Annotated in this window: 31 protein-coding genes; 5 read left to right on the top strand and 26 right to left on the bottom strand. The window is 61.0% G+C overall.

From position 1 onward, the window contains the following. Positions 1–27: 27 nt before the first annotated feature. The 4 genes from Q8R81_RS17820 to Q8R81_RS17805 form a co-directional block, all read right to left on the bottom strand. On the bottom strand, positions 28–1,260 hold the full coding sequence (locus Q8R81_RS17820) for an aromatic ring-hydroxylating dioxygenase subunit alpha (RefSeq protein WP_305619875.1): 1,233 nt from the start codon (positions 1,258–1,260) through the stop codon (positions 28–30). 52 nt (positions 1,261–1,312) lie between these two features. Continuing rightward, a complete protein-coding gene (locus Q8R81_RS17815; RefSeq protein ID WP_305619874.1) occupies positions 1,313–1,660 on the bottom strand; it encodes a hypothetical protein in 348 nt (115 codons plus the stop codon). Between the two features lie 34 nt (positions 1,661–1,694). Then, entirely contained in the window at positions 1,695–2,039 is a 345-nt protein-coding gene (locus Q8R81_RS17810) for a hypothetical protein (RefSeq protein WP_305619873.1), read from the bottom strand. Positions 2,040–2,137: 98 nt separating this feature from the next. Further along, positions 2,138–3,214, bottom strand: coding sequence for an LLM class flavin-dependent oxidoreductase (locus Q8R81_RS17805; RefSeq protein ID WP_305619872.1), 1,077 nt, complete (start codon positions 3,212–3,214; stop codon positions 2,138–2,140). A gap of 311 nt (positions 3,215–3,525) precedes the next feature. On the opposite strand from Q8R81_RS17805, the gene Q8R81_RS17800 reads away from it, so the two are divergent. Continuing rightward, a complete protein-coding gene (locus tag Q8R81_RS17800; protein WP_305619871.1) occupies positions 3,526–4,374 on the top strand; it encodes a metal-dependent hydrolase in 849 nt (282 codons plus the stop codon). Positions 4,375–4,376: 2 nt separating this feature from the next. Here Q8R81_RS17800 and Q8R81_RS17795 read toward each other — a convergent pair whose 3' ends face one another. The 17 genes from Q8R81_RS17795 to Q8R81_RS17715 all read right to left on the bottom strand — a co-directional run bounded on the left by Q8R81_RS17795 (position 4,377) and on the right by Q8R81_RS17715 (position 17,917). Beyond that, positions 4,377–5,135, bottom strand: a complete 759-nt coding sequence (locus Q8R81_RS17795) for an SDR family NAD(P)-dependent oxidoreductase (RefSeq protein WP_305619870.1) — start codon at positions 5,133–5,135, stop codon at positions 4,377–4,379. Next, positions 5,132–5,983 carry an alpha/beta fold hydrolase gene (locus Q8R81_RS17790; RefSeq protein WP_305619869.1) on the bottom strand — a complete coding sequence of 284 codons (852 nt, stop codon included), beginning with the start codon at positions 5,981–5,983 and terminating at the stop codon, positions 5,132–5,134. The genes Q8R81_RS17795 and Q8R81_RS17790 overlap by 4 nt, the downstream gene beginning before the upstream one ends. A 16-nt stretch (positions 5,984–5,999) precedes the next feature. Beyond that, on the bottom strand, positions 6,000–6,560 hold the full coding sequence (locus Q8R81_RS17785) for a VOC family protein (protein ID WP_305619868.1): 561 nt from the start codon (positions 6,558–6,560) through the stop codon (positions 6,000–6,002). A gap of 14 nt (positions 6,561–6,574) precedes the next feature. Next, complete coding sequence (locus tag Q8R81_RS17780) at positions 6,575–6,970, bottom strand: MaoC/PaaZ C-terminal domain-containing protein (RefSeq protein ID WP_305619867.1); 396 nt, start codon at positions 6,968–6,970, stop codon at positions 6,575–6,577. Further along, entirely contained in the window at positions 6,967–7,425 is a 459-nt protein-coding gene (locus tag Q8R81_RS17775; protein ID WP_305619866.1) for a hypothetical protein, read from the bottom strand. The genes Q8R81_RS17780 and Q8R81_RS17775 overlap by 4 nt, the downstream gene beginning before the upstream one ends. Continuing rightward, on the bottom strand, positions 7,425–8,588 hold the full coding sequence (locus Q8R81_RS17770) for an acyl-CoA dehydrogenase family protein (RefSeq protein ID WP_305619865.1): 1,164 nt from the start codon (positions 8,586–8,588) through the stop codon (positions 7,425–7,427). The genes Q8R81_RS17775 and Q8R81_RS17770 overlap by 1 nt, the downstream gene beginning before the upstream one ends. 127 nt (positions 8,589–8,715) lie before the next feature. Continuing rightward, positions 8,716–9,744, bottom strand: a complete 1,029-nt coding sequence (locus Q8R81_RS17765; RefSeq protein ID WP_305619864.1) for a cytochrome P450 — start codon at positions 9,742–9,744, stop codon at positions 8,716–8,718. Between the two features lie 57 nt (positions 9,745–9,801). Then, on the bottom strand, positions 9,802–9,942 hold the full coding sequence (locus Q8R81_RS17760; protein WP_305619863.1) for a hypothetical protein: 141 nt from the start codon (positions 9,940–9,942) through the stop codon (positions 9,802–9,804). Positions 9,943–10,015: 73 nt separating this feature from the next. Continuing rightward, entirely contained in the window at positions 10,016–11,074 is a 1,059-nt protein-coding gene (locus Q8R81_RS17755; protein ID WP_305619862.1) for a hypothetical protein, read from the bottom strand. Then, on the bottom strand, positions 11,071–11,496 hold the full coding sequence (locus tag Q8R81_RS17750) for a nuclear transport factor 2 family protein (protein WP_305619861.1): 426 nt from the start codon (positions 11,494–11,496) through the stop codon (positions 11,071–11,073). The genes Q8R81_RS17755 and Q8R81_RS17750 overlap by 4 nt, the downstream gene beginning before the upstream one ends. Before the next feature lie 15 nt (positions 11,497–11,511). Further along, on the bottom strand, positions 11,512–12,300 hold the full coding sequence (locus Q8R81_RS17745) for an NAD(P)-dependent oxidoreductase (RefSeq protein WP_305619860.1): 789 nt from the start codon (positions 12,298–12,300) through the stop codon (positions 11,512–11,514). A 105-nt stretch (positions 12,301–12,405) separates the two neighbouring features. After that, positions 12,406–12,945: a VOC family protein gene (locus Q8R81_RS17740; protein WP_305619859.1), complete on the bottom strand. Its 540-nt coding sequence runs from the start codon at positions 12,943–12,945 to the stop codon at positions 12,406–12,408. A gap of 15 nt (positions 12,946–12,960) precedes the next feature. Continuing rightward, positions 12,961–14,226 (bottom strand): hypothetical protein, encoded by a 1,266-nt coding sequence (locus tag Q8R81_RS17735; protein WP_305619858.1) that lies wholly within the window; start codon positions 14,224–14,226, stop codon positions 12,961–12,963. Further along, entirely contained in the window at positions 14,223–14,999 is a 777-nt protein-coding gene (locus Q8R81_RS17730; RefSeq protein ID WP_305619857.1) for an SDR family NAD(P)-dependent oxidoreductase, read from the bottom strand. The genes Q8R81_RS17735 and Q8R81_RS17730 overlap by 4 nt, the downstream gene beginning before the upstream one ends. Positions 15,000–15,005: 6 nt before the next feature. Next, a complete protein-coding gene (locus Q8R81_RS17725) occupies positions 15,006–16,214 on the bottom strand; it encodes a sulfotransferase (RefSeq protein ID WP_305619856.1) in 1,209 nt (402 codons plus the stop codon). Between the two features lie 103 nt (positions 16,215–16,317). Then, positions 16,318–17,397, bottom strand: a complete 1,080-nt coding sequence (locus tag Q8R81_RS17720) for a TIGR03857 family LLM class F420-dependent oxidoreductase (protein WP_305619855.1) — start codon at positions 17,395–17,397, stop codon at positions 16,318–16,320. A 121-nt stretch (positions 17,398–17,518) separates the two neighbouring features. After that, entirely contained in the window at positions 17,519–17,917 is a 399-nt protein-coding gene (locus tag Q8R81_RS17715) for a nuclear transport factor 2 family protein (RefSeq protein ID WP_305619854.1), read from the bottom strand. A 169-nt stretch (positions 17,918–18,086) separates the two neighbouring features. On the opposite strand from Q8R81_RS17715, the gene Q8R81_RS17710 reads away from it, so the two are divergent. Together Q8R81_RS17710 and Q8R81_RS17705 are read left to right on the top strand one after the other, a co-directional pair. Continuing rightward, the gene (locus tag Q8R81_RS17710) at positions 18,087–19,745 is read left to right on the top strand and encodes an FAD-dependent oxidoreductase (protein WP_305619853.1); all 1,659 of its coding nucleotides are present in this window, start codon (positions 18,087–18,089) and stop codon (positions 19,743–19,745) included. Positions 19,746–19,751: 6 nt separating this feature from the next. After that, positions 19,752–20,759: an NADP-dependent oxidoreductase gene (locus Q8R81_RS17705; protein ID WP_305619852.1), complete on the top strand. Its 1,008-nt coding sequence runs from the start codon at positions 19,752–19,754 to the stop codon at positions 20,757–20,759. On the opposite strand, the gene Q8R81_RS17700 is transcribed toward Q8R81_RS17705, so the two are convergent. The 4 genes from Q8R81_RS17700 to Q8R81_RS17685 are packed head-to-tail and all read right to left on the bottom strand — an operon-like array spanning position 20,756 to position 23,385. Beyond that, positions 20,756–21,556, bottom strand: a complete 801-nt coding sequence (locus tag Q8R81_RS17700; protein ID WP_305619851.1) for an SDR family NAD(P)-dependent oxidoreductase — start codon at positions 21,554–21,556, stop codon at positions 20,756–20,758. The two genes, Q8R81_RS17705 and Q8R81_RS17700, sit on opposite strands and share 4 nt — an antisense overlap. Before the next feature lie 44 nt (positions 21,557–21,600). Continuing rightward, positions 21,601–22,515, bottom strand: coding sequence for a helix-turn-helix domain-containing protein (locus Q8R81_RS17695; protein ID WP_305619850.1), 915 nt, complete (start codon positions 22,513–22,515; stop codon positions 21,601–21,603). A 2-nt stretch (positions 22,516–22,517) separates the two neighbouring features. Beyond that, entirely contained in the window at positions 22,518–22,916 is a 399-nt protein-coding gene (locus tag Q8R81_RS17690) for a carboxymuconolactone decarboxylase family protein (protein ID WP_305619849.1), read from the bottom strand. 28 nt (positions 22,917–22,944) lie between these two features. Continuing rightward, positions 22,945–23,385: a limonene-1,2-epoxide hydrolase family protein gene (locus tag Q8R81_RS17685; protein WP_305619848.1), complete on the bottom strand. Its 441-nt coding sequence runs from the start codon at positions 23,383–23,385 to the stop codon at positions 22,945–22,947. 212 nt (positions 23,386–23,597) lie between these two features. Between Q8R81_RS17685 and Q8R81_RS17680 the strand changes: the two genes are divergently transcribed. Continuing rightward, positions 23,598–24,749 (top strand): DUF1679 domain-containing protein, encoded by a 1,152-nt coding sequence (locus Q8R81_RS17680; RefSeq protein WP_305619847.1) that lies wholly within the window; start codon positions 23,598–23,600, stop codon positions 24,747–24,749. A 194-nt stretch (positions 24,750–24,943) separates the two neighbouring features. On the opposite strand, the gene Q8R81_RS17675 is transcribed toward Q8R81_RS17680, so the two are convergent. Beyond that, the gene (locus Q8R81_RS17675; protein WP_305619846.1) at positions 24,944–25,468 is read right to left on the bottom strand and encodes an ester cyclase; all 525 of its coding nucleotides are present in this window, start codon (positions 25,466–25,468) and stop codon (positions 24,944–24,946) included. Positions 25,469–25,656: 188 nt separating this feature from the next. Here Q8R81_RS17675 and Q8R81_RS17670 point away from each other — a divergent pair, with 188 nt between their 5' ends. Next, positions 25,657–26,115, top strand: coding sequence for a nuclear transport factor 2 family protein (locus tag Q8R81_RS17670; protein WP_305619845.1), 459 nt, complete (start codon positions 25,657–25,659; stop codon positions 26,113–26,115). Positions 26,116–26,151 lie beyond the last annotated feature (36 nt).

Genomic DNA, 26,151 nt, shown 5'->3' with positions numbered 1-26,151 from the left:
TTTATAGCAGGAGCCTGCGGGTTGGTATTACATTGCGGCCCCGGCCAGATAGGCTTCGTAATCGCGGGTGAACATGCGCAGCAGCGGTTCGTTTTGCCCGAATTGCTGGTGGGTCTTTCCTCCTGATTCCATGCCGATCTGCTGAAGCCGCGACATGGCCATGTCTTCGACCACCACATCGCGGGTGGCCGCCAGTGTGCTGGCCATAGCATATTCTTCACGAAGGGTGCGAGGAGCGTGGCGGCTGTAGATCCGCACCTCTGTACGCATTCTGCGCTCGGAAATCGGCCAGAACTGATAGAACAGGTATCCATTCGCCAGAGGCTGGATCGAGATATTCGGAAAAACCGTTATCGTCTCTGTCCCGAAGTTTTCGATCTTGAGCCGGTTGATACCCGGGTGATCGTGAAACCCAGCGCGACCCTGCTTGATCGCATCGAGATCCGGCGCAGAGGTTGGCAGCATCTGGGCGTAGACCCAGGTCAATGCCGGCGCATCCGGGTTATAGTCGAAATTGCGCTGCACCGTGCCCGTGCTGTGCGGGCCGAACTGTTTGACATCAAGGTAGTGGAGGTGGGGGTTGTCCTTGGGAACCACCGCCGGGCGCAGGGTCTTGTTGTGAAGAACCGCCACATGATACCCCTCGTTGAAGGCGTTGACGAGGTTCTTCCAGTTGCAGTCGATTTCATCGGTCACGCGGATGCAGAACGGAAACTGTTCGAAAGGTGCACCGTCCAACATCACGTCCAGTCCGGCAAGGAACTGCGACAGCGAAACTTCGGGTTCCTGCGCAAAGTTCAGGAAAATGAAGCCGCCCCAGGTGTCGAGATGTATCCCGGCCAATCCGTTCGCCGCCTTGTCGACGTGCGGAAAGTCCTGCTCTCCCGGGATGGCACTCAGCGACCCGTCGATACGGTATAGCCAGGCATGGTAGGGGCAGCGAAACGTCATGGTGTTGCCGCGTGGCTGGCACACAAGCGCAACGCCACGGTGAGAACAGGCATTGTGGAAGGCACGCACCTGCCCATCCTTGCCCCGCGCGATCACCACGTTCGCCTTCAGGGTCGGCACCTCGCGGACGATATAGTCGCCCGGTTCAGGCACTTCATCCATGCGCCCGACCATCAGCCACGCCCGACGGAAGATCATGTCCTGTTCGCGGCGGAAATAGTCTGGCGAAGTGTAGTATTCAACAGGAACGAAGGCATTGCCAAGGCTCATGTCGCAGGCCTTGGTCATGTGTTTGCTGATGTCAGCCATGTCATGTCCGGCCCCGTTGTTGGCAAGGTCCGGCTCCCATTTGCGGACGGGTTCAGTGTGGCTGATAGCCGACCCATTCCATGTTGACGGTATGCGGATATGGCGCATGCGGAATGCGCGGCTGCCCCAGAATTTCAACCGCCTGGCTGGCCTCGGTCAACCCCAGCACCACCCTGAAAAGCAAGGCTTCGGCCGCGGGCAGGGCTGCGGGATCGAAAGTGTCCAGATAAGTGAACACCTCTTCCAGTCGCGGTGCCAGCGCGGCATGGAACGCTTCGAGTTTGGCCTGCGAAAGATCCTGTCGCTTGCGATAGCGTTCGTCCTGCGTCGCCAGACTCCCCCAATCGTCCACAAACGGCTCAAGAAACGCAAATTGCGGAGGAAGCTGAACGTGGTTCATCGCATAGATGTCCTGCCTTGTGCATTGGGTCTTGTCAGCAGTGTTCAGACCACTGGATCGCCATTTTGTGAGGGAACGGTGCGTAAGGCACGCAAGGTTGGCCGAATACCTCCACTGCCATCGCCGCTTCCGTCAGTCCCAGCGCCGTCCGATAGAGCAAAGCCTCGGCATCGGGCAAAGCATCCATCGGAAACTGTTCGAGGTGGCAGAAGATTTCATCGAGACGCGGTGCAGTCGCGTCATAGAAGTCCCTGATCTGGGTCATCGTGCTTTGCTGACGCTGAAGATAGCGTTCTTCCTGCGTGTGCAACTGGCCCCATACGGCTGCAAACGGCGCAAGGCCTTCAAAACCTTCGGGCAATGACTGCGGGTCGGCCATCCTTCATGCTCCCATTAGTAGACCGGCTGCACCGGTTCGTTGGACAGCCCCGCGTTGTCATTGCGGTCGTGCGGTTTGGCTGCACTGATTGCGCGCTGCTATTCCGCCGCTTCGGCCTCGACGGGTTCCGGGAACCGCGCCATGTCCCATGATTGAACCACCGGCAGCACCTTTTTGCCGAACAGGTCAAGCGAGGCACGCTGTTGATCGGGTGACCCCACGACAAAGGGCAGATCGCAGACGCCAACACCAATATCACGCAGCACCGCAAACTTTTCAATCAGGGTTTGCGGGCTGCCGACGAAATAAGGCTTTGCCACCAGATCCAGCACCGGCGGACCGCCCAGTGTGGCCGATTGCAACTTGCTTGATTCCTCAGCCTGCTGGCCGAAATAGGCGAACATATCGCTTGTCGCCTGCTCATCGGTGGGGGCGCAATAGGCGATGCCCCGGTAGATCACATGGGCTGGCGTCGGCTCCCAGCCTTCCTTTGCACATTCGGCGCGATAGAGTTCGATCCACCCCTTGACCGTTTCGGGTGCGGCAAACGAAAATGCGATGCCGATTCTGCGCTTGGCGGCAAACACCACCGAATCCGCGCTATTGCCCGATCCGAACACCGGCGGGTGCGGCAATTGCGTGATGTGCGGCCAGATCGAAATAGTGTTGAACTGATACTGTTCGCCTTCCCACGCAAACGGCTTTTCGCTGGTCCAGGCCTTGAGGATCAGGTCGATGCCTTCCTGCGTCATCTGCTTGGTCTGGTCGGCCTGGGTGTCATAGGTCTTGTGCTCGTTCGGTGTGCCGCGAAGAAACAGCACTTCCAGCCTGCCGCCACTCAGCGCGTCCAGCATGGCCACTTCTTCCGCCAGCCGGACCGGATTGTTGAGCGGCACCAGCGGCCCGAGAAGCGCCACCCGCACCTTGCTGGTACGCTGGATGATGGCCGATGCCATGATCATCGGGTTCGGCGTCATTTGATAGGGTGCATAGTGATGTTCCGAAACGCTCACCCAGTCAAAGCCCAGCGCTTCGGCGGTTTCAGCCATTTCAAGGTATCTGGCATAGGATCCTGTCGCCACCGCAGGCTTGCAGAATTCGGGCGATGCCGGCCAGATCTCGATGCCCGGAGCAGGGCCGTCGTAACCCGTCATGCAAAGGTAGGACACTTTCATGCTTCCGCTCCTCGATCATGCTTTTCCGGCAGAGTCACTGACCTGCACCAATCCTGAGTATCATGCACGATCACATTATCATGCACAATATGGTCTGAATCAGTGATAGTTGGACGATGCGTCCATCATCGTGCGGCTACCGCAAGGGAGCGGTTCACCCAAAAGCGCCGAAATTGCGGTTCCGCAGCGGGATTGCCTGACGCACCGTCAAGTGTAGTTGAATTCCATGCATGATCCGAGTAGCTTGTACTTCAGGCAGACGAAGCGGGCACAGGCGGGACGCGATATCACCCGTCATACAAGGACGCAGGATGAAGGCACGGTTCCCCAAGTTCGATTTTTCGAACCTGCGCGCGCATTGGGCACCCAATCTGGAATTCGCCCAGCGCGCCAACGCGGCCTCGCTGATCCCGGCCTATATCGAACCCTACCTGCTCAAAGTGATGATGCAGGCCAAAAAGCAGATCGACCCTGCGAAGACCGAACTGCATCGCGATCTCGACATTTTCATCAAGCAGGAAATGCAGCATTGCCGCCAGCACATCGCATTCAACCGGCGAATGCACGATCTGGGCTATGAACTGCTCAAACCTATCGAGCAGGAGTTCGAGGCGACATTTGCCCGGTTCCTCGCAAAGAAATCACTGCGCTTCAACCTTGCCTACAGCGAAGGGTTCGAATCGCTGAGTGCCACGGCCTGCGTGCTTTATTTCGAAGACTACAACGAACTGCTCGAACAGGCTGACCCGGAGCCGACCAACATGTGGCGCTGGCATCTCGCCGAAGAATTCGAGCATCGCACGGTCTGCTCTGACGTCTATCACGAGCTGAGCGGTCTAAATCCGGTTTTCGCCTATTTCTATCGGCTTTATGGCTATTTCTACGCAATTGCCCATTTGGGGCGTTTCCAGTTGATGGTTTCGCGCAAACTGCTCGAACATGATCGCGCTGCAATGACGGCAGCAGAAGTGCAGCAATCGCTCGCACGCGACAAAATCGCCCGTAAAATCATGGGGCGTCACTTCATCAGCAATTTCCTGAAGATTTGTTCGCCATTCTACAATCCGCTCAACCGCCGCGAACCAAGGGGCTATCGTGCCTACCTGGCCGAATTCGAAGCGCGTTATGATCGCGGACCGGTGGCTGATATCGCGGCCTGAACCTACAGGCTGAAGCCGCCGTCCACGATCAGCGTCTGCCCGGTGATATACCGCGCCCGGTCTGAAGCCAGAAACGCGGCAGCATCGGCAATTTCGTCTGCCGATCCGAAGCGGCGCAGCGCAATCCGCTGGCGCTGCACATTCCATACCTCCGGCGAATAGAGGTCGGCCAGAAACTGCGCGCCCAGCCCTGCATCGATGATGCCCGGTGCCACCGCATTTGCGCGGATCCCGGACCGGCCCTCTTCCTTGGCCACCGCGCGGCACAGCGATTCAATCGCCGCCTTCGGCACTGATGACAGTGCATCGCCCGGTGGATAGCTGTAATTGGCTACCGACGAGATCGCCGTGAACGAACCTCCGCCATTGGCGCGCAGCACAGGGATTGCTGCGGAAACAACGCGGGTGAAGCCGATCAGTTCGACGTCGATCACCTGCCGCCACTGTGCCTCGGCAATCTTGCTGACGAACGGCTGCTCAATCGCCACGCCGCCTGCAAACACAACCGAGCCCAGAGGCAGATCCACCGCATTCGCAGCTTCAATGGCCGAAGTGACGCTGGCCGCATCGCTCAGATCACAGTGAACTGCGATGCTTTGGCCACCCAACTCGGCCGCGAGGCTTTGTGCCGCGTCCAGCCCGGAGCGATAGCCAACCGCGACGCGGCCCCATTCGGGCGCCAGAGCGCGGCAGATGGCAGCGCCAAGTCCGCCCGAACCGCCAACCACCAGCGCGGTGCGCGATGACGCCGGGCCGCTCATGCCACAGGACTGCAATGCGCGAGGCAATCGAGCAGGGTTTCCGCAAACGCATCGTTGCGGTCCCCCGTCACCATATGGCCCACCCCTTTGGCAAGGACTACGTCCAACTGCGGTGTCAATTTGCGGAACAATGCCTCGCCCTCGTCGGTCACGATTGTCGAATGTTCGGCACGCACCAGCACCACCGGGTCCGTGATCCGGGCGGCAGCCCGCTCCAAAGCGAGGCCTTCGGATGGTGGATTGAGGAATTCGGGCGACACGGTCAGCGGATCCCATTGCCAGTACAGGCGCCCATCATCACCGTGCCGCATGGTCTTTGCAAGGCCCGAAACGTCACTTCTGCGGGGCAATCCAAGGTGGGCTGCAAGGACATCGGCCGCTTCGTCTATCGTGGCAAAACCTGCGCTGCTTGCGGCGAAGAAATCGCGAAAGTCATCTACGCCGGCATCACGCAGCAGCGGAGCGACATCGGCAAGCATCACCAGCGCGGCCTTGCCCGGGCGGCGTGATGCCCCAACCAGCGCTGATTGGCCGCCGCGCGATGCGCCGACCAGCGCGACCGGCCGGTCAAAGGAATCGAGCAGCGCCTCGACATCACGCCCGAACGCATCAAGCAGGTAATCGCCGTCTGCTGCCCAATCGCTTGCGCCGTGCCCGCGAAGATCAACAGAATAGGCACGGTAGCCCGCCGCAGCGATGTTGCGCGCAGCGCCGCTCCATGCCCGGCGGCTTTGCCCGCCGCCATGAAAGAACAGCACCGGCGGTCCATCGGGCGGACCATATGCGTCCGCCCGCAGCGTCAGGCCGTCGCCGGGAAGTTCGACTGCGGCCTGCGCCGGTGCGTTCATCGCAAGTGTCGCGTGCTTATTCGGCAGCGGTGGCAAGCGGCGGGGCGATCTCGTTGAAGATCGGATGTTCACCCGCACCGTTGTATGCGAACTTCTGCGGGGCATGGTGCCACTTGCCGTCGTTGCGGCTTTCGTAGGGGCTGGCAACTTCGATCAGGCAGCCATGCGTGCTCTTCGCGCCGACCCAGCTCCACTTCTGCCAGGTCATGTCGGGGTCGTTGTAGGTCACACCTTCACCGGGCAGATCAAGCCCTTCGGCGCGCAGCTTTTCCATCGCGCCGGGAACGTCATCGGTGGCAAAGCACAAGTGGTGGACATGCTCGCCCACCTTGTCGAGGCGGCGGCCCATCGGCGTGCCGGGTGCAGGCTGGATGAACTGGATTTCAGTGCCGTGATCGTTGACGAACGTCGCCCACTTCATGCCGGCATCGTCACCGCTCGAAAATTCGTCATACTTGACGATGCGCTGGTCAAGCTGCGCCGGGTCAAGCACGCGCAGGATCTTGGTCCAGTCCACGATGGCCTTGTCCAGATCGCGCACGACCATGCAAACATGGGCAAAAGGTCCGCTGGGCATTGTCTTCTCTCCTGTTAAGCGTTGAGTCTGATCGTCGCAGTCCCGGCATTCACGGTGCCGCGACCTTCGATATCCAGGCTGAATTCACATTCCACGCGGTTGCCATCAACCGCCGTGATCTTGCCGCTGGCAACGGCCTTGTCACCGCCATAAACGTTATCGAGAAAGCGGGAATCCATCGCCTCGATCGTGCCGTCCGGGAACGCTGCCATCAGCATGTTCATCATATAGGCCACGTTGATTGGGCCCTGATTGATCACCCGGTCGCCCAGCCCTTTGGCTTTCACCACTTCTACATCGAGGTGAATCGGGTTGGGATCGGCCAGGAACACGGCCCAATCCTTCATCGCATCCTCACTCACGGCGTTGATCGTGAACGGCGCGATCACATCGCCAACGGCGTAGCTCATGCCAGTTCCTTTCGCGGCAAAACCCAGACGTTGTCGGTTTCCAGAATGGCATCGCCGCCGTCAGCCGGATGCAGGCGCAAACGATAGGTCAGCACGTCCATCACGCCAAGCTTGCGGCTTTTCTTGCGCACAAGGCTGAGGATTTCGCCGCCAACCTTGTAGGGCTGACCGACCATGATCGGCCCGGAAAAGCGCACGCCGGATGATCCCATCATCGGGCCGTCCTCGACGTCGAATTCGCAGGTTTCGCACACGCCCGCCACGGTTTTGCCCATCGCCACCTGCGTGGCGACATAATACCACACCGGATGGGCTGTGCCATCGGCAGCGGGCGCAACGCCGACCGAGCGGCACAGGCGCGCGTTTTCCTCGGCCGAAACGGTGAAGATCCTGGTCCCGTCGAGCGACGTTCCGGCGACTTGCGGCGCGGGTGGAAATTCGGCTTCGTCACTCATCAGTACGACCTCGGCAGGCCGAAGCTTTCGGCGATGGAGTTGCGCACCATCTCATTGGAGATCGGCGTCATGCGCAGGATGCGGTGATCGCGCCAGTAGCGCTGCATGTCGGTTTCTGCCGAATAGCCCATGCCGCCAAGGATCTGGATGCCAAGGTCAGCCGCTTTCACCGCGTTTTCGGTGGCGACCATCTTGAGCATGTTGGCCTCGATGCCGCAGGGCTTGCCCTCTGACTGAAGCTGCGCAACATAATACAGCAGCAGTTCTGTGGTCTTCTGCCATGTGGCAATGTCGGCGATGTAGTGCTGCAGGATCTGGAAGCGTCCGATGATCCCGCCAAATGCCGTGCGCTGCTTCATGTAGACCAGCGCATCTTCCAGCACGCCGTCAATCGCGCCAAGACACTGCGCGCCAACCATGATGCGTTCGTTGTTTAGCGTGGGCAGCATCGCATACCAGGCCTGCCCCGGCGTGCCGAGCACATCCTCATCGGGCACGAACACGTCTTCGTAATGGACTTCGCACGATCCCATTGCGCGCATGCCAAGTTTGGGCAGCAGCGAAGAGGTGATGCCGGGCGTCTTGGCATCGACGAAGAACATGGTCAGGCCGTGGTGCTTCTTTTCCACGTTGGCGTCGGTCCGCGCCAGCACCAGCAGACGATCTGCTGCTTTGGCGGCAGTGGTCCACATCTTTGCGCCGTTCAGCTTCCACCCGCCGTCGACCTTTTCAGCGCGCGTCTTCATCGCGCCCAAGACGTCGGTGCCGCCGTCAGGTTCGGTCATGGACAGCGAAACACGCAAATCGCCTGCCGCCATCTTGGGCAACCAGCGCTGCTTCTGTTCATCGGTGCCGACCGCGCTGATCGTCTTTGCGCCGCCAAACGAGGTCAGCCCCCAGGTCCACAGCAAGCCGCCAGCGGTGCGGGCAAATTCGCGCGCGAAGATCATCTGCATGACCACATCGCCACCAAGGCCGCCCCATTCCTCGGGAATGCCGATGCCGAAAAAGCCCTGCTCCTTCAGCTTGTCCCACAAGGCATAAGGATAGTTTTCCTCGTCTGCCTCAAGCTTGCGCATCCAGTCTTTCGGGCACTCAGCCTCGACCCAACGATGCACGATGTCTTTGAACGCCTGCTGCTCTTCGGAAAGGGAAAAATCCATAGCCCTGCTTCTACTCCTGCTTGGTCTTCGCTGTACGCCCGGCAGGTAGGGTGCAACCTATCGTATGGCAGGGCGAGGAATCCCTTCAGGACGCCCTTCAGGACAGGGTGCACCCTTCTCCAACGCCTCAGCCGGCAGGCGTCCACACCAGCGGCAAAGCCACCGGTTGGATCATGCCCATGTGGCAGGTGACAGTATGGCCCGGCTCAAGCGTGAAAGCCGGAACCCGCGCAAGGAACTCCTCCATCGCGATCCGCAGTTCGCGCCGCGCAAGGTGCATGCCGACACATGTATGAATTCCGAAACCGAAGCCGACGTGGCGCGGGCGTCGGCTGAAATCGACCGTGCCGGGATTGTCGAACTCGGCAGGATCGCGGCCCGCCAGCGTGGTGGACATTGCCACCTTGTCGCCGGGCTTGATCGTCACGCCGCGGATCGTGGTTTCCTTCTTGCAGGTGCGGAACGTGGTGACCGCACCATAGGCACGCATCAATTCATCGATGGCGTGAGGGATTTCCGCAGGGTTGGCGCGAAGCGCCGCCTGATCTTCAGGGTGCGTCGCCAGATGCCAGAATTGCAGGCCCATGTTCGTCGAAACCGTATCCAGCCCCCCGATGAACAGGTTGAACATGAACCCGACCAGTTCGTCCTGCGTCAGCGGGCGGCCCTCGATCTGCCCAGCCACGCCAAAGCTGATCAGGTCATTGCGGGGATTGGCACGGCGGTCTTCAATCTCCGCGCTGAGATAGTCCACCACCTTGCGCGTGGCATCCGCGATCTTGGACAGATCGTGGTTGTGGAGCAGGTTCATTTCCCACTCCATGAATTCGGCCACGCGATCGTGCGGCAGGCCCATAAGTTCCATGAACACCTTGATCGGGAATTCAAACGCGAAGTCGCCCATGAATTCACACGATCCGCGCGCAGCGAAACCGTCGATATAGCCCACCGCATATTCGCGGATCTTGCCTTCCAGCGCGGCCATCGCCTTGGGCGTGAACGCGGGGTTGACCATCTGGCGGAACGGACCGTGCGCCGGGGGATCAAGCTCGACCGGCGAATTGATCCACGTGCCGCCCGTAAGCTTTGAAAACGGCGAAAAATCGTGCGTGGTGAAGTGGTCGGTATCCAGATAGATCGCGCGCATGTCCTCCATGCGGCGCGGAATCCACGCAGGCGAGCCGCCGGGATAGGCATGGGGCGCATAGATCAGTTAAGGCCCTTCATGCACCGATGCCGCCAGCACGTTGAACGGGTCCTGGTCCGTGGTCATGCCGAACACGAACGGAAACGGACGCACAAGATCGGCAGGAACGTGATCGGGGATTACCGCCTCCGGAAACGCAAATGCCATCTCGAATTCTCCCAATTTGCGCCAAAGGTGCAGAAGCTTTTCTGCGCGATTTCAATATGGTGTGAAGCGAACTTCACTTTGTTGCTGCAATGGATACGATGACGTTATAAGACCGGTTCTGCTGCGGATCGGCAGCAATGCGCGCCGCCAGGCATGCGGTCACCGCGTCCAGCACCAAGCTGTGGTCCCGCCCGGCATCCAGCGCGGCAGCAAAGCTCGGGCCATTTGCCGCGCGCATCATGTTCGCCCACATCTGCCCCAGTTGCGCCGCGTCGCCGTTTTGCAGGTATGCCTCCCAATAGGGGTCGGGCGTCGGCACTACGGCCACGTCGACCAGTTTCAGCCCGGCCACCCGGCCGTCGCGGAACGGAGCTTCGATCTGCTTGACAGAACGCCCCGCCGATGGCGCGCTGATCCGCGCGAGTTCGGCGTGGGTTACAAGGCCAGCATTGGCCACATCGACCCAGCTTTGCCAGAACGCGCCGGCCATCCATTCAAAGCCGTGGCTTTCCTCGCCGCGCCCCATGAACTGGCAGATCAGCCGTCCACCGGGCCGCATTTCGTGCGACCGCGCAATCAGAAAGTTCGCCCAGTCTGTGTCAAGCTGAGTGTCGACAGCATCGCGGACGGCGGCATCGGCGCTGAACACGCCCCAGCCATGATCAGGCACGGCGCAAGGATTGCGGCTCATCCAATGCAGCGCATTGGAACTCCACCCCAGATCTACACTGCCGCGCGGCAGCACCTGCCCGTAATGCGACCGGCCAATGGCCACGGGATAGACTTCGGCCCGCCCGGCAAGATAGCTGGACTGGTCTTCGTCAAGCAGCGTGAACAGCGATGCAAAATCGTTGGACGGCAGATCGATATGACTGACCACGATCGGGCGATCAGGCCCGATCCGTGGCCGCAAAGCATCAATCGCAGCGGCCATCGGCACCATCGAATTGCGCCCCTGCGACGCGCCATAATCCGCAATGCCAATCGTCGCTGCATCCACCGCGATGTCAGCCGCTGCCGCCGCCAGCAACGGCAGCGCCGAGCCAAGATTGGCCGCCTGCAAGCCCGAATTGCGGTTGTAGAACCCGCCGCCTTGCATCGCAGCGGTGGCAACAGGCGCTACACTGCTCAAGCGCTGGCACCCATCGGTCCGAACGCGCGCTCGGTCTCGTGCAGGTCGAGGTATTCGCGCACACCCACTACGCGGTCATCGCGCACGGTGAACAGGTGGTGGTAGTGGTTGCGATAAGTGCGACCATCTTCAAATTCAAAGTTGCCGCGCGATTCCACCGCCACCCGCTCGCCTTCGGCTGTGGTTGCAAGGATTGTGGTTTGCGCCACTTTCGCCACGCCCAGCATCGCCTGCATTTGCGCAAGCAGCGTTTCCAGATCGAGCGTGCCGACACCGGACACATACCAGTCCACATCGGGTGCCATGATCGACCGGATAGCGTCGAGATCGCACTTGTCGAGCGCACCCATCAGGCGGACGACAAGCGCACGGTTGCGATCAGCAAGAGCCTGTGCGTCAAAAGTTTCGGCGGTGGTGCTCACGGCAGTCTCTCCTGCTTACTTGGTGAGATACGTCGCGGTTGCTGCGGACAGCGCGGGAATATCAGCACCCGCCGTTTGGCCCGCATCGATCGCTGCGGCCACATCCTTGACCATGTAGCGGCGCGTGGTCTCAAGCATCGCGCTCCAGTCGTCGCCTGCGAACCAGGGCAGCACATCGCTTGCGCCGCTGCACTGAATCAATGCGGTCGCGGTGGACGCGCGCTCAAGCCCCAAGCTTTCAGCCAGTTTCATCGCATCGGAAGCCAGCTGCAGATGGCCTGCAAACAGGATGTTGTTGACCAGCTTGATCGCGCGGCCAGCACCACTTTCGCCAACGTGGAAGATCGCGCGTGCAAATGTATCGAACACCGGTCGCCCGCGTTCGATCGCGTCGGCATCACCGCCAACCAGCAAGGTCAGCTTGCCGGACGCCATTTCCGACTGCTTGCGGCTGAAGCAGGTGTCGAGAATGGCAATGCCTGCGGGCACGCTGGCAGCGATACCCTGGATCGATTCGATGCTGCCGGTGGTGAACACAGCCACAATCGCGCCGGGCTTCAACAGATCGATCACGCCTTCGGGACCGGTCAGAACATCGGCCACCTGATCGTCGGAAAACACGGCAAGGCACACCACATCGGCATCTTGCGCAGCTTCACGCGGGGAGCCGACCAGCGTGAGGCCCTGCGCGTTCTCGGCAGCGGGAGCCTGCACATCGAATGCGCGAACCTGATGGCCGCCAGCCGCAACCGCCTTCGCCGTCGGCAGGCCCATCTGGCCCAGCCCAATCCATGCAACCTTCATCATCGATCCTCTCACGCAGCCACTACAGCCCTTTGAATCGTGGATTGCGGCACCGTGCCGCGCACGGCCCCTATCGAACGTCAGGGTCCGGTGCGGACAGGTCGCTCAGGCAAATTCCGCCAGCCGGTCCAGCTCGCGCACCGGGTCGGTCACGCCGTCCCACGCCAGATGCGCGCGGTGCATGCGCGAAAGCGATTCCTCCATCGCGGGGGATATTTCCATCAGTTCGATAAATGCGCCATCGGAGCTTTGCGTATCGAACAGGCAGAACCGCTCGCCCGATGGCATTTGCCCGCTGAACGCCACGGCATGGCCTTTGGCTGAAAGCCGGGCGAAATTGGCATCGTAAGGCCCGCGCAGCATCACGTGATGATAGCCTTGACCCCCTGTCTCCAGCATTTCCCGGAACACCGAAGCGCCAGCGTTGGTTTGCTGCAAAAGTTCGATCAACAGCCCGCCCGAAAACCCGAACGCCACTTTCATCGACACTTCGGTGGGCGCGCCGCGATAGACCTGACCGGGCAGCACCGGCACATCGAACACGAAAAACGGCCCCGCACCAATGGTCCCGGTCCAGTGCACAAGCGCGGGTTCCAGATCGGCCACCACCTGACAGAGTTCGAGAACGGAGCCTGTAGGTTGCATCGGTTTAGATCCTTCTCACGGCAACCAGTCAGGCGCGCGCGTGCGGGTGCCGTGATCGCGTGCGCGCTTGATCAGCTGCGCGCGTCGCCCGGCAATATCGATGCGCGGCACAGCAGCGGGTACCACCGCGTCCACATCGGCAAGATCGAACTCCTGCACCGTGCGGATGAACGTCGCCGGGTCCGCCGTCGGCGGAACGCCCTGCCAGCGGATCATGACCCAGCCCTCGGCCAGATTGGTGGTATCAATCCAGTTGGCAATGCCGGGATCAACCGCGCTCAGCACATAGCTTTGCGTGCCGTCAGGGCTGGGGGTAACCTGCGTGCTGTTGAGGCTGACCAGACGCACCATCGGATCGGGCGAGATCGTCCAAGGATCGGCGATCTGAAAGCCGGAGTAATAACTGCCCGCTGGATCGATCGTCACCAGCAGCGCCCGGCCTTCGCCAAGGCGGAAGCGCCCGCCCGCCAGATAGCCCCAACCACCGTCCCGCCCATTGGGACCGACCAGCGTGTGCGGCTCGGGTAACCCAAGGAAATCATCCTTGAAATGGCTCCAGAAATGGACCCACGCAGGCATGTCGACGATAACTTTGGCGGCAATTTCATCTTCTGTGCGCGGGCGATGCCCGGCGGGCGGATCGATCCGGCGCACGGTCACTTCTGCGGGCAACTGGTTCCAGTCGCGCTGGCTATCGCGGGTGTAGACCTGATGCATCTTGCCCGGTTCGGTCCGCAAATGATGGCGGCCACCCTCGCCCGGCCCCACTGTCACCACCACCGGAGCGGTCGGCGCTGCCGGATCACGCAAGTCCTGCAACGTGAACGCGCCCAGATTGCGGCCAAGCCCCGCGTGATGTTCCGGTTCCACTTCCAGCACGATGCTCAACTGCGGCGGGTCTTCCGAAAACCGTATGGTGATTTCGTAGTTGCCGTCGCCGTGGATCGGGATTTCGCGGTTGAAGTTGTCGGGATTGTCAATCGCGACCGCGGCACCCTGATAGACATGGCCGAACCAGTCTCGCGGTGCGTTGCTGATGTTCCATACCACTTTGGGGTCTGCCGGATCGCCATTGGCCTCGCGCATGGCAAGGCCCAGCACCCATTGGTCGAGCGCCCGGTCCAGCCCGGCAATCCCGTCGACCGTCGCGGCCAGCGGGTGCGCGCGCATCGCAATGCGCTGCGCTTCACGCGCGGCGCGCACATCGGCCCGTTCAATCAGCCGCAGCGAAAGGCGCTCGGCCTCGGCCTGATCCTGTGTCCACAGGGGGTTCGCGCTCACGAGATCGTCCCCACGCGCCCGCCTTCGGTAAAGATCGTGCTGCCAGTGGTGTAGCTCGATGCATCGCTTGCCAGCAGTATTGCCGCGCCCACTGCCTCGTCAGCCGCGCCAAAGCGCTTGATCGCGTTGCGTTCGGCCAGCGCAAGCCCGCGATGGATTTCCGCCTCCTGCCCATCGGGACTCATCGATCCCACGCACAGGCAATTGATGCGCGTATGCGGGGCCTGCGTCTTGGCCAGTTCGCGCACCAGAAACAGCAGTGCGGCCTTGCTCACGCCATAGGCAACGGCAGGCGGGATCGGGGTAAATCCGCCGCAACTCTGCACCGAAATGACGCTGCCCTTGCAGTGGGCCTTCATATCGGCCTCGGTCATTTCCACCAATCGCCATGTCGCCATGACGTTCACGTCCATCGCGGTCTGCCACACTTCGTCGGTGTTTGCCCACAGCCCGCCCTGGGCGGCATAGACCACGCCGGCGGCGGCGTTGTTGAATACAATATGGATCGGTCCGAACGCATCGTGCGCCGTATCAACCAGCTTTTGCAGGTCTGCCTTGTTCGCCGCGTCCACGGCCACCGCACGCGCCCTGCCGCCGCCAAGTGCGTTGATTTCACTGGCAATACGATCAAGCCGGTCCTGGCTGCGCGCGGAAATCACCACGTTTGCGCCAAGTTCGGCATAAGCCTTGGCCACGTGTTCGCCCACGCCGGGCCCAACGCCGGTCAGGATTGCGGTGCGGCCATCAAGCCGGAAACGGTCGAGTACGCTCATCGGTAATTACCCTGCGTTCTTGGGAAGCGGTGCCAACAGGTGCCCGAACCGCGCGTAGTAAGGGGCAAGCCGTTCGCGCACTTCATCCGGATCGATGCCGAACTGCTGCGCGCTATGCTTGTGCTTCCCAAGCCGCTTGGCCGCCGAATTCTCCGTCAGAAACTGCGTAATGCGCGTTTCGTGCTCGGGCGTGAACGGCAGGCCGAAGCGGTCATAGATGCGGCGGATCGATCCCATCGGGTCGGCCACCACTTCGCTATGCCCAAGGTCGATGATGCGTTCGGCAATGTCGGGGCGTGCATCGCGCGCCTTGAGGCCGCGCTCCAGCCCTTCGCTCCACGTTTCGAACACGCTGCGGCCCACGGCCTTCATATCCTTGTCCGCGCCCACAGCGGCAAGGAACGCAGCGATCATGCTCGACAGCGACGAGAACGTCAGCACCGGATCGCGGTGCGTCCATACCAGCATCGCGTCGGGATAGGCCTCGACCAATCCCGGCAGATCGAACAGGTGCTGCGGCGATTTCAGCGTCCAGCGCCCTTGCGGTCCCTTCCACTGAAACTGCTGGAGCAGGCGCTTGTGCGTGGCATATTGCCCCTCGGCCACCGTGCTAAGCAACCACTTGGCAAAATCGGGCACGCCCAGTTCGGCGGGGAAGTTGGTGCTGGCAAAATGCATCATCATGCCGTGGTTGCATTCGCCCGGCTGCGTGCAGTCCATCCGCTGAATATCGGCAAGCTGCGGCGCATGCGCCAGCCAGTTTTCATAGATCGCCTGCACCTGCCCGATGCGCGGGTCTGTATCGAACGTAGCCTTTTCCGGCGCGGGCCACGGGATATACCATTCCCATTCGGTCGGCGCGCGGGCCGCTGGATCAAGACACAGCAGGTCATACGTGATTGTCGTGCCGGTGCGCGGCAATCCGCACACGATCAGCGGCGATCCCACGTCCTGCGCGGCAATTTCGGGATGGTTGCGGTCATCTTCGGCCATGCGAAGGCGCATCGACAGGATCTTGGTGATGTTGGCTTTGGCCGTGGCGCGCAATTGCGGCGGCGGGTCCATTGCCTCGACTGCTTTCACCAGTTCGCGAAAGCCGGTCATGAAGCTGAGGTCGGGTCCGAAATCGGTGTAGCCCGTCTGTGCCTGTGCATCGGCAATCAGCGCGTCTGCGTCCAACGGGGCGATTGCTTCGGATGCTTCGGCCAGCGCCATGCGTCATTCCCTATCCCGGGCACCGGTCCGCTGTCGGGACCGTGTGCCTATCAAAGCTGGTCCCGACAGGCCGCACCGCAACCTGCCGGGGGAAAGGGTGGGGTCAGAAGCCCTTGGCGGCCAGCGCGCGCTTCAGTTCGGTGGTCAGCGGCCCCATGTCCTTTGGCCCGGCACCGTGCAGCAGGATTTCGTCCGCGCCTGCATCAAGGTAGGCCATCAACTGGTCGGCGCACTGCGCTGCCGTGCCCACGGCCGCGCCTTCATCGATCCACTGCTGCGGCAGCAGTTCGCCCACATCGACCAGTTCCTGCCGGGTATAGGCCTGATCGGCGGGCTTGCCGTTCAGGCAGGCGATTTTGGGATGGGCGCGGATCTGGTCGAGCACCGACTTGTCCCATTCATTGATCTCGACGATCAGGTCGCCAAAGCCGGGCAATTCGAAATATGTGATCGCGCGGCCACGCACAACCGCGTCTTCCTCGTCCTTGGGCAGATCGGGGGCAACGATGATGTTGTGATAGATGCGCACGGACATCGGATCGCGCCCGGCCTTTTCGGCAGAATCCCGCACAATCTTCACGCTGTTGCGCACGCCCTGCGGCGATACGAACGGGTGCAGCAGCACGCCGTCGCAATGTGATCCTGCAAATTCGAGCGACTTCGGCCCGATAGCCGTAAAGATGATCGGGGGCAGCGGACCGTCGTACTTGTCGGTCAGCTTCAAATTGGGAAAGTTGCCCATGATCCCGTCATATTTCACCGTCTCACCGGCCCACAGGCTTTTCATGATCGCGATGGTATCGGCCAGCCGGTCCATTGTGATCGGCGCTGCGCCCATCATCTTCATGTAGGCAGGCACGGCGCGGGCAAACATCACGCGGAAACGGTCGCCCGACATCGCCTGCATCAGGTTCGCGGTGCTCGCGGTGACGATGGGGTGGCGCATCGTGGCATAAAAGGTGCCGGTAATGCGGATCTTCGATGTGGCCTGCGATACCGCGCCTGCCAGCACCGCCGGTTCCTTCAACGCAAAGCGTTCGGAAATCCACACGCAACCAAGGCCGATACGCTCGGCCTCAATGGCCTCTTCAATCCCCCGGCGCGGATCGCTGACCCGGCCCGGAAGGATATAGGTGCCGAACTTGTCAAAAAGTGCCTGTGCGCCGGGTTCGATCTGCGTCATTGTCTCTACCTTATTGAATTCATGCTGCCGTGCAGGATGGCTGGTGCAAAACCCCCTACCGCCAGACAGGGTTTGCCAGTCCCTGCCCTTCAAGGCATATCCCCCTGCCCTTCAAGACATATCAAGGTGCCGTGGCCAGCAACGAGGCGATGCGCCAAGCCCCGTCCACTCGGTTCAGGGTGATCGCATAGTCGGAAAACGTCATCGGCTTTCCCTCGTTGCCCCAGTCCGTGACCAGTCCATAGGCGGCCACCATTGCGGTGTCGGCATCGCCGCCTGCATCGACAACGATATTGGTGATCTGGTGCCGCCATTTGCCGCCGCCATGCTCTGCCACCACACCCGGCATCGCGCCGACCTGCTCATGCCCTTCAAGCCGCATCACACCGGCCACTTCGAACGTGCCGCCGGGTGTGAACAGGTCAAGCCAGCCCTGCCTGTCATCATGATCGACGCTGTGGCAGTAACGTGCAAACAGTTCGGCTATCGCGATCCGGTCGTCGCCGGTGATCGTGCCCATCGTCGCTCTCCGTTTTTGTGCAGTTCAAAACGGATCATCACCACCCTGCAATCGCCGCCGCCTTCCTTGCGGTAGGTCATAGCTGATAATCCGCCGATAGCGTGCAGGGCGATTGAGCAGGCCTGCCACGGCCTGCCTGCAAGGCCAGTGGCCTGCCGGGAGGGAATGTATGAGCAACGAGTGGGACGCGATCGTCATAGGATCTGGCGCAGCCGGCCTTACCGCAGCAGTCACCGCTGCGCGCAAGGGCCTGAGGGTTCTGGTCGTGGAAAAGACAGACGTGTTCGGCGGCACCACTGCAATTTCGGGCGGAGGCATATGGATTCCGGGCAACCACCACCAGATCGCGGCAGGCATCCCCGAACCGGCAGGTGCCGCGCGCAAATACATCGGCACGCTGGTTGGCGAAAAGCTGAACGCCCCGGCACTCGACGCTTATCTGCAGGCCGGCCCTGAAATGGTGCGCTTTCTGGAAGATCAGACCGAAGTCGTCTTTGCGCTCGCCGATCATTCGCCCGATTGGCACCCCGAAATCGAAGGCGCCAGCAAGGACGGTCGCCTGCTGCGCCCGCTTGAATACCGCACGCAGAAGCTGAATGGCTATGCCGATCAGTTGCGCCTGCCGCGCAGCGAATTCAATGCGCCAGTCGGGTTCATGGTCGATCTGCCCGATCTGCCGCACCTTGACGCGATGAAGTCTTCGCCCAAATCGATGTTCTACATGATGAAGATTGTCGGCCAGTACGCGCTGGACAAGATGATGGGGCGCAAGCGGGGATCACGCATCACGATGGGCAATGCGCTGGCCGCCCGTCTGCTGCGCTCGGCGCATGATGCCGGTGTCACGCTGTGGCGCAATACTGGCGTAACCGGTCTGATCGGCGGACCCGACGGTATCACCGGAATTCGGGTGGAACGCGATGGAAAGGCGCTGAACCTCAGCGCGAAAAAGGGCGTCATTCTGGCCACAGGCGGCTTTTCGGCCAACGAACAGCTGCGCCGCGCGTACATGCCCTTTCCCGATCAGCACATCTCGATCATGGCAGGGTGCAATACTGGCGACGGCATGAACATGGGCCTTGAAGCAGGCGGCACCATTGATGGTGAAAACGTCGCCAACGGAGTGTGGTCGGTCGTTTCCACCATGATCAAGCCCGATGGCACCAAGGCGATCTACGCCCACCTGATCGATATGGCCAAGCCCGGCTGCATCGCGGTCGACAAATCGGGCAAGCGCTTCGGCAACGAGGCGTCGAACACTTTTGTCGAATACATGCACAAGGCAGGCGCGGTGCCTGCATGGCTTGTCGCCGATGCCTCCTTCGTCAAGAAGTACGGCCTGGGCCTGTCGCTTCCCGGCGGCGGCGGGATCAAGAAGCTGGTGGCGGCGGGCTATCTTGTCGAAGGTGCAACACTGGCCGAACTCGCCGGAAAGATCGGCGTCGATGCCTCAGCTCTCGTAAAGACGGCATCGGCCATGAACACATATGGCAAGACCGGCGTGGACCCTGAATTCCAGAAGGGCGCCTCCGCCCTCGACCGGGATCTGGGCGATCCGCGCCACATGCCCAACGCCTGCCTCGGCCCGATCGAGACAGCGCCGTTCTATGCGGTGAAGATTTTCCCCGGAGATGGCTCCACCACGGTTGGCCTGCGCATCGATGGGCAGGCACGCGTTCTCGATGCCGCGGGCAAAGTCATTCCCGGCCTGCACGCGGCGGGTTTGGACGCCAACTCGCTCTGGCGCGGCCACGCTCCTGCGCATGGCTGCAATGTCGGCCCGGCGATGACGCTGGGCTATATCGCGGCGCGCAGCCTTGCCAGCTGACGCCCGATGAACACGCAGGCGATCAACGCCCGTGTCCTGCTGGTCAACCGGCCAGCGGGGGTCGCGCAAGCAAGCGACTTTGCAATCGTCGATGCACCGGTCCCGGACCCTGCGCCGGGTGAGATACTGGTGCGCAACCACTACCTGTCGGTCGACCCCGCCATGCGTGGCTGGATCGCCGATGTGGGCAACTATGCCGCGCCCGTCGCCATCGGCGATGTCATGCGCAGCCTGTGCTCGGGTAAAATCGTCGCCTCACGCAACCCCGATTACGCGGTCGGCGAATATGTCACAGGCTGGTTCGGCTGGCAGGACTACGCCGCCGTTGGCGCTGACCGCATCGTCCAGCGCACATCGCCGGCCGAAGCGAAAATGGCGCTCGGCATCCTCGGCCTGAATGGCATGACCGCGCTGCTGGCGCTGACCACCATTGGCGAACCCAAACCCGGCCAGACGGTAGTCGTCTCGACCGCCGCAGGTGCAGTCGGCTCGGCGGTTGGCCAGATTGCGCGCATCCACGGCTGCCGCACCATCGGGATTACGGGCGGACCCGCCAAAGTGCGCGATTGCGTGGAACTGTTCGGCTATGATGCCGCCATCGATTACCGCGCAGAGGATGTCGGCGCGCGCCTTGCCGCGCTATGCCCTGCAGGCATCGACATCTATTTCGACAACACCGCAGGCGCCATCTCCGACGCCGTGATGCCCCATCTGGCGCAAAAGGCGCGCGTCGTTGTCTGCGGCACCGCATCGTATGATCGCTGGGAGCCGTGGCCCGAAGGGCCGCGCGTGGAACGGCACCTGCTGGTCAAGCGCGCACGGATGGAAGGCTTCGTCCTGTTCGATCACATGGACCGGCTGGACGAGACCGTGGCCACCCTGCGCAGCTGGATCGCCGAAGGTCGCCTGACCTATCAGGAAGATGTGCTTTCGGGGATCGAGGCCTGCCCCGATGCTCTGGCCGGACTTTACCGGGGAGAGAACCGGGGCAAGCGCATCGTTCAACTGGTCTAGCCAGCGGCCTCCATGAACGCCTTGAGATCGGCATAGTGTGGCTGATGGATCAGCCCGCCACCCGAAATCGAGATGTTCTCACCCGTGATGTAGCGCGATTCATCCGACGCCAGAAACGCCACCAGCGCTGCAATATCATCCGGCGTGCCAAATTCCGGCGTCAGGATGTGGCGCTTGATGATGTCCTTCAGGCCGGGCACCGTCTTGTCCAGCGCTTCAGTCAGCACCACGCCCGGCGCAATGCTGTTGCAGCGGATATTCTGCGTGCCATGTTGCGTGGCAACATACTTGGTCAGCGTAATGATCGCGCCCTTGGTCGATCCATAGGCGATGCGCGCCAGATCGCCCGCCGTGCCCGAATTGGACGCGGTATTGACGATCGACCCGCCGCCGTTGGCAATCATGTGCGGGATCGCATAACGGCACCCCAGCAGATAGCCGGTCAGGTTGACGTCAAGGATTTCCTGCCAGATTTCCATAGGGATATCGATGGCGGTGGTGTCCTGCGCCGATTTGACCGGATCGGTCATCGCGGCATTGTTGTGCAGGATATCCAGCTTGCCGAAATGGCTGACCGTCTGTTCCACCAGCGCCTTGACCGAATCCGCACTGGCAGCGTCAAATGCCACCGCAATCGCCGCATCGCCCAGAGAATGCGCGACGCGCTCGGCCGATTCTGCAAAAATATCGGCAACGGCAACGCGTGCGCCTTCGGACACCAGCCGCCGCGCAACGGCTGAACCGATGCCGCCACCGCCGCCGGTGACAATTGCCACTTTACCTTCAAGCCTGCTCATATCATCTTGTTCCTGATACCAAAAATGGGTTCGGGGTGCGTTGCCTACTGCAACATCCCCGGGCGCAGCTTGTAATCGCGCGGGGTCATGCCGGTCGCAGCGCGGAACGCCGCCGAAAACGCTGAAGAGCTGCGGAAACCACACCGCCAGCTTATTTCCTTGATGCGGAAGTTGTCCGATTCCAGCAGTTCCTTGGCCAGATCGATCCGGCACCGTGCGATGAAATCGCCGATGCTGCCGCCGGTCGCCTGCTTGAACACGCGCGCCACGTTGCGCGTGCTCATCCCGCAGGCGCGGCCTATGTCCGAAATGCTCAACGCGCTGGACAGGTTGCCCCGGATAAATTCTTCAATCCGTTTGGCCTGATGTGGCAGGACAAAGCCGCCACCCGGATCGGACACCAGTTGAGACCAGCGCGCCAGTTCGACCGTGGCGCCAACCGCCAGCGATTCCAGCAAGGTGCCCGCAGCAAAGCCCGGCGCAGACAGTTCACTCGCCATTGCCAGCAGATAGCGGCGCAACGCCACGTTCTGAATGTCAGCATGGGGGATGGCCGCAGTCAGCGGATTCTCGCCATCGAAGACATTGGCCAGGAACGCATCGCCGAACGACAGGCACAGCAGGTTGCGCTTTTCCAGTGCAGGCTGGCCCCAATATCGCACGTTGGGCGGCAGGTAGAGCACACCGCCCGAATACTGCGGCTCCGTCCAGCGTTCTGATTGTAGCAGGCTGCGGCGCAAACTGCCGTCCAGCGAAATGTCGAGGTAGTGCTTCTGTGGCATCAAATGCCCGGCAGACGGCCTGACCCATTCGTACTGCCGAATATCCATCGTCAGATCATGTGATGCAAACCGGGCGACGATTTCAAAATCATGCACGAACTCACGGTTCTGCAGCGACCAGTCGCTTTCCGGCCGGATCAGTTTGGCGTTGGATTCCGACAATGCCAAATGCTGCATCATTATCCGCCATCAGCCGATTTGGCCGCCTGAACCTTGGCTTTTGCCGCTTCAATCCCCCGAAACAGCGCCGAGGCATTGCCTGCGCCTGCATAGAACAGCAGGAAATGCGGGATGAATTCGAGCTGCTCGTCGGTGAACTCGTCGTTCAGCAGCCCGCCTGTGATCTGCGTTTCGATCAGGTCTGGCCGCCCCAGCATGGTGGTAAGCCCCAGCACCATCAACCGCTTTTCGCGGATGGTCAGCGCCGGGTCGGCCCACAGGTTGCCGAACTGGTTGTTCACGATCTCCTGATTGAAGCGATGCTCCTTGTACGGCTGCATCATGTCGGAATAGCCCGGGCCATACACGGCATCGACCGTTTCACAGCCCTGCTTCCAGGCGTCCTGATTGGTGCTCAAGCTGGTTTCTCCTGCAAGGTCGGCTGGATCAGGCCGCAATCTGCGTATCCATCAACTGGCGCATATCTTCGCCGGAAATGCCGATCTGGCCGGCAATATCCAGCATATCCCAGTACTCCCGCCAGAACACGATCTTGTCGTCATCATTGACCGTGAATATGCCTGCCACATTCGTGATGACATCCCGGTCGCCTTCGATCAGGCGGACGCGATCAACCCGTTCGGTAAAAACGGTGTCCCCCGCACTGGCGATGTTCAGCAGTTCACAGTCGCAATCCTTGTAGATGCGGTACTGGCGCTCTGCTTCTGCACAGATGGCATCAGCGCCATAGACTACGTTCGCCAGCGGCACGACGGCCTGCCAGCGGGCGTCCGGCGCCAGCGCAGCGCGGATGCTCGGCAGGTCAAGTTTGGCTGTGTGAAACAGCTTGAGAAATTCCTTCACCGCCGTTTCCTTGCTGTTCGACATCGCTCACTCCATCCATCAACCGGTCTGCTCGCCGATGAACGGATTTGCCCAGCGCGGGCGGCACTCCACACCTTCCTATTGGCAGGGTGCAATTGCAGCGGCGCGTTCAGAAGTCACTGCAGACAGGCAGGGCTTCAGGCGTTCATCAGAAATGCCGGCCCGCCCCCCACCATTCCTGAGTTTTTGCGACCTTTGAGAGAGGAACCCGATATATGACGCAAGAATCTGTAAAAGAGCGGCGGATAGTGGACCAGAATCCCGTCCCCCGCCCCTACCCTGCCCGCACCGAACTGCTCCCGACCGGTCGCTTCACGCCCGATGCGCAGTGGCTTGGCACGATCATGTCCTACAAGTACCCCGGCGTCGTCGCGGAAAAGCTGGAAGTGGTGCAGTTGTTCGACAGCCACACCACCAAGCTGCGAGTCGTGGTTGACTGGAACGCCGCTGGTATTGCTGCAGGCCTGCCGCGCAACTTGTGCATCAAATCCAACTGGTCGGGCATGTTCGACGATGTCGATATCCACGCCCTCGAAGCACGGTTCTATTACTTCCTCACCGACAAGCTCACCTGCCAGACAGCCACATGCTACTATGCCGATTGGGACGATGATGGTTCGGGGCGCGGCGTGGTCGTGTTGGAAGACCTGATCGACCGGGGTGGGAAATTCGGCCACAGCACGCAGCACAGCGGCATCGATGTGATCGCCAGCAATCTTGCCGATCTTGCCAAACTTCACGGTGGGTTGTGGAACAGCCCCCTGATCACGCCCGAAGCCGCGCCGTGGCTGCCTACGTCCATGCAGGTTCCGGTCGACTACGATCAGGTCCGCATCATGTGGCACTGGATCGGGGAAAACCTGAAAGACCCCAATTTCCGCGCTATCGCCCCGCAGCATTATCTCGATGATCCCGAGCGGGTGATGCGGGCTTACGACAAGCTCACCGAATACGAACGCGCGTTCGATGCTCCCTATTGCGTGATTCTGGGCGATTGCCACCAGGGCAACACCTACATCATGCCTTCGGGTGAACGGATGTGGCTCGATTGGCAGCTTGGCCGCCGTGGTCGCCCGTGGCGCGATCTGACGTATTTCACCGTTGGGTCGCTCACGGTCGACGAACGCCGCCACCACCACAAGGATCTGGTTGCGCACTATCGCGATTGCCTGATCAAGGAAGGCGCAACCGACGTGATCGACCTTGAAACGATCTGGACCGAACAGATCCCGCGCTGGGTCATGTATGGCATTCAGGCGTGGGTGGCCAACATGGATTATTGGGGCCAGAACGGCCTGCCAATGAACGAGCGCTTCTTTGCCGCAGGTGAAGACCTCAATACGTGGAAGATCCTGTTAGGCGAATGATCGAACGGGCGCCATGCCCGCCCCACTGCGACTAACGCCTCCGTCGGAGACGTAAGTCTCGCTCCCGTCCCGCTTGCGGGAGGGGTTGGGGTGGGGCTTTTACGCCGCCCAAGCTACCTGCCGCACACCAAAAAGGGCGCGCTCCCCCCGGAACGCGCCCTTCTTGCTGCGCAGCAATCGCTGCAGCAAAAGCCCTACTTGTAAGGATCGACCGGCTGCGGCACTTCGATGACTTCAAGATCCTTGAGCATCGTCAGCACGTCCGAGATCGAATAGATGTGGTCGATCTTGTCGCCACGGAAGCGCAGCCACGAGAACCACAGCACGTTCAGGTCGTTGCCGGTTGGCTGGACGCCCATGTAGGGTCCGCCGGTATGCTTGCCGTGGTGATGGCAAAGCACGCAGATCTCGTCTTCGCCGCGACCCCAGGCCTTCAGCGTGCGATAGATGCTGGGCGGGAAAGTCTTGTAAAGGCCCTGCGGCGATGTCTTCCACACGAAGTACGTGCCCAGATCAGGACGGTTGGGGTTGTCATACGTCATGGTATCGGTGTTGAAGTATTCATCCATGCCGTCCCAATCGCCGCGATTGATAACTTCGTGGAGGTTCATCCAATGTTCGGTCATGAACTTCTGGCGTGGGGTCAGGCCCTCGGTGATTTCGTCACGCTTGTCCTGCGACAGGACGAAATCGGCTTCGGTAAAAGGGGCAAGGCCCATGTCATTCTCCTAAGGTAATCCGCGCGCAGCGGGGGTGTGTTCGGGCATGGCCGGAACAACATCCCGGCAGGCGACCCTTTCTTTGGCGAGCGTACCGCGCCCTTCAACCTACCTTTGGAGAGGCGGTTATACGTCCGCGCGCATGCCACCCTCAAAATGCAAAAAAATGCAGATCGAGGGAGAGCGGGATGGCATTGAGTGTCCAGGAGATGTCCGACAGGTTCGAAATTCAGGATCTGCTGGTCGGCTATTGCTATGCAGTGGATGCGCGCGATTTCGACAAGCTGGACGACTATTTCACCGCCGATGCCTTTATCGATTATTCCGAAATGGCGCTGTTCAAAGGCACGCTGGCCGAAACCAAGGCGTTCCTGACAGCCAGCTTCCAGCAGGTTCTGGCCGCACAGCATGTTGTTTCCACCACGCGGTACGAATTTGCTGCAGACCGGCAGAGCGCAAAGACCAAGACCGTATGCTACAATCCGATGACCGTCACCAACGGCGCGGACACTGATACGATGATCTGCGGCTTGTGGTACATCCACGATCTGGTGCGCACCCCCGATGGCTGGCGGATTGCCAAACTCTATGAAGAGAAAAGCTACCTGATCGGCGTGCCGGAATGGCTGAAAGACCAGATGGGCTGACCCGGCCACCCTTTCGTCCTGATTCAAAGCCAGACC

The organism is Novosphingobium sp., assembly GCF_030696665.1.
Lineage (GTDB): Bacteria > Pseudomonadota > Alphaproteobacteria > Sphingomonadales > Sphingomonadaceae > Novosphingobium.
Note: the sequence above shows the minus strand (reverse complement) of the source record. Positions and strands in the feature narration are given on the sequence as shown.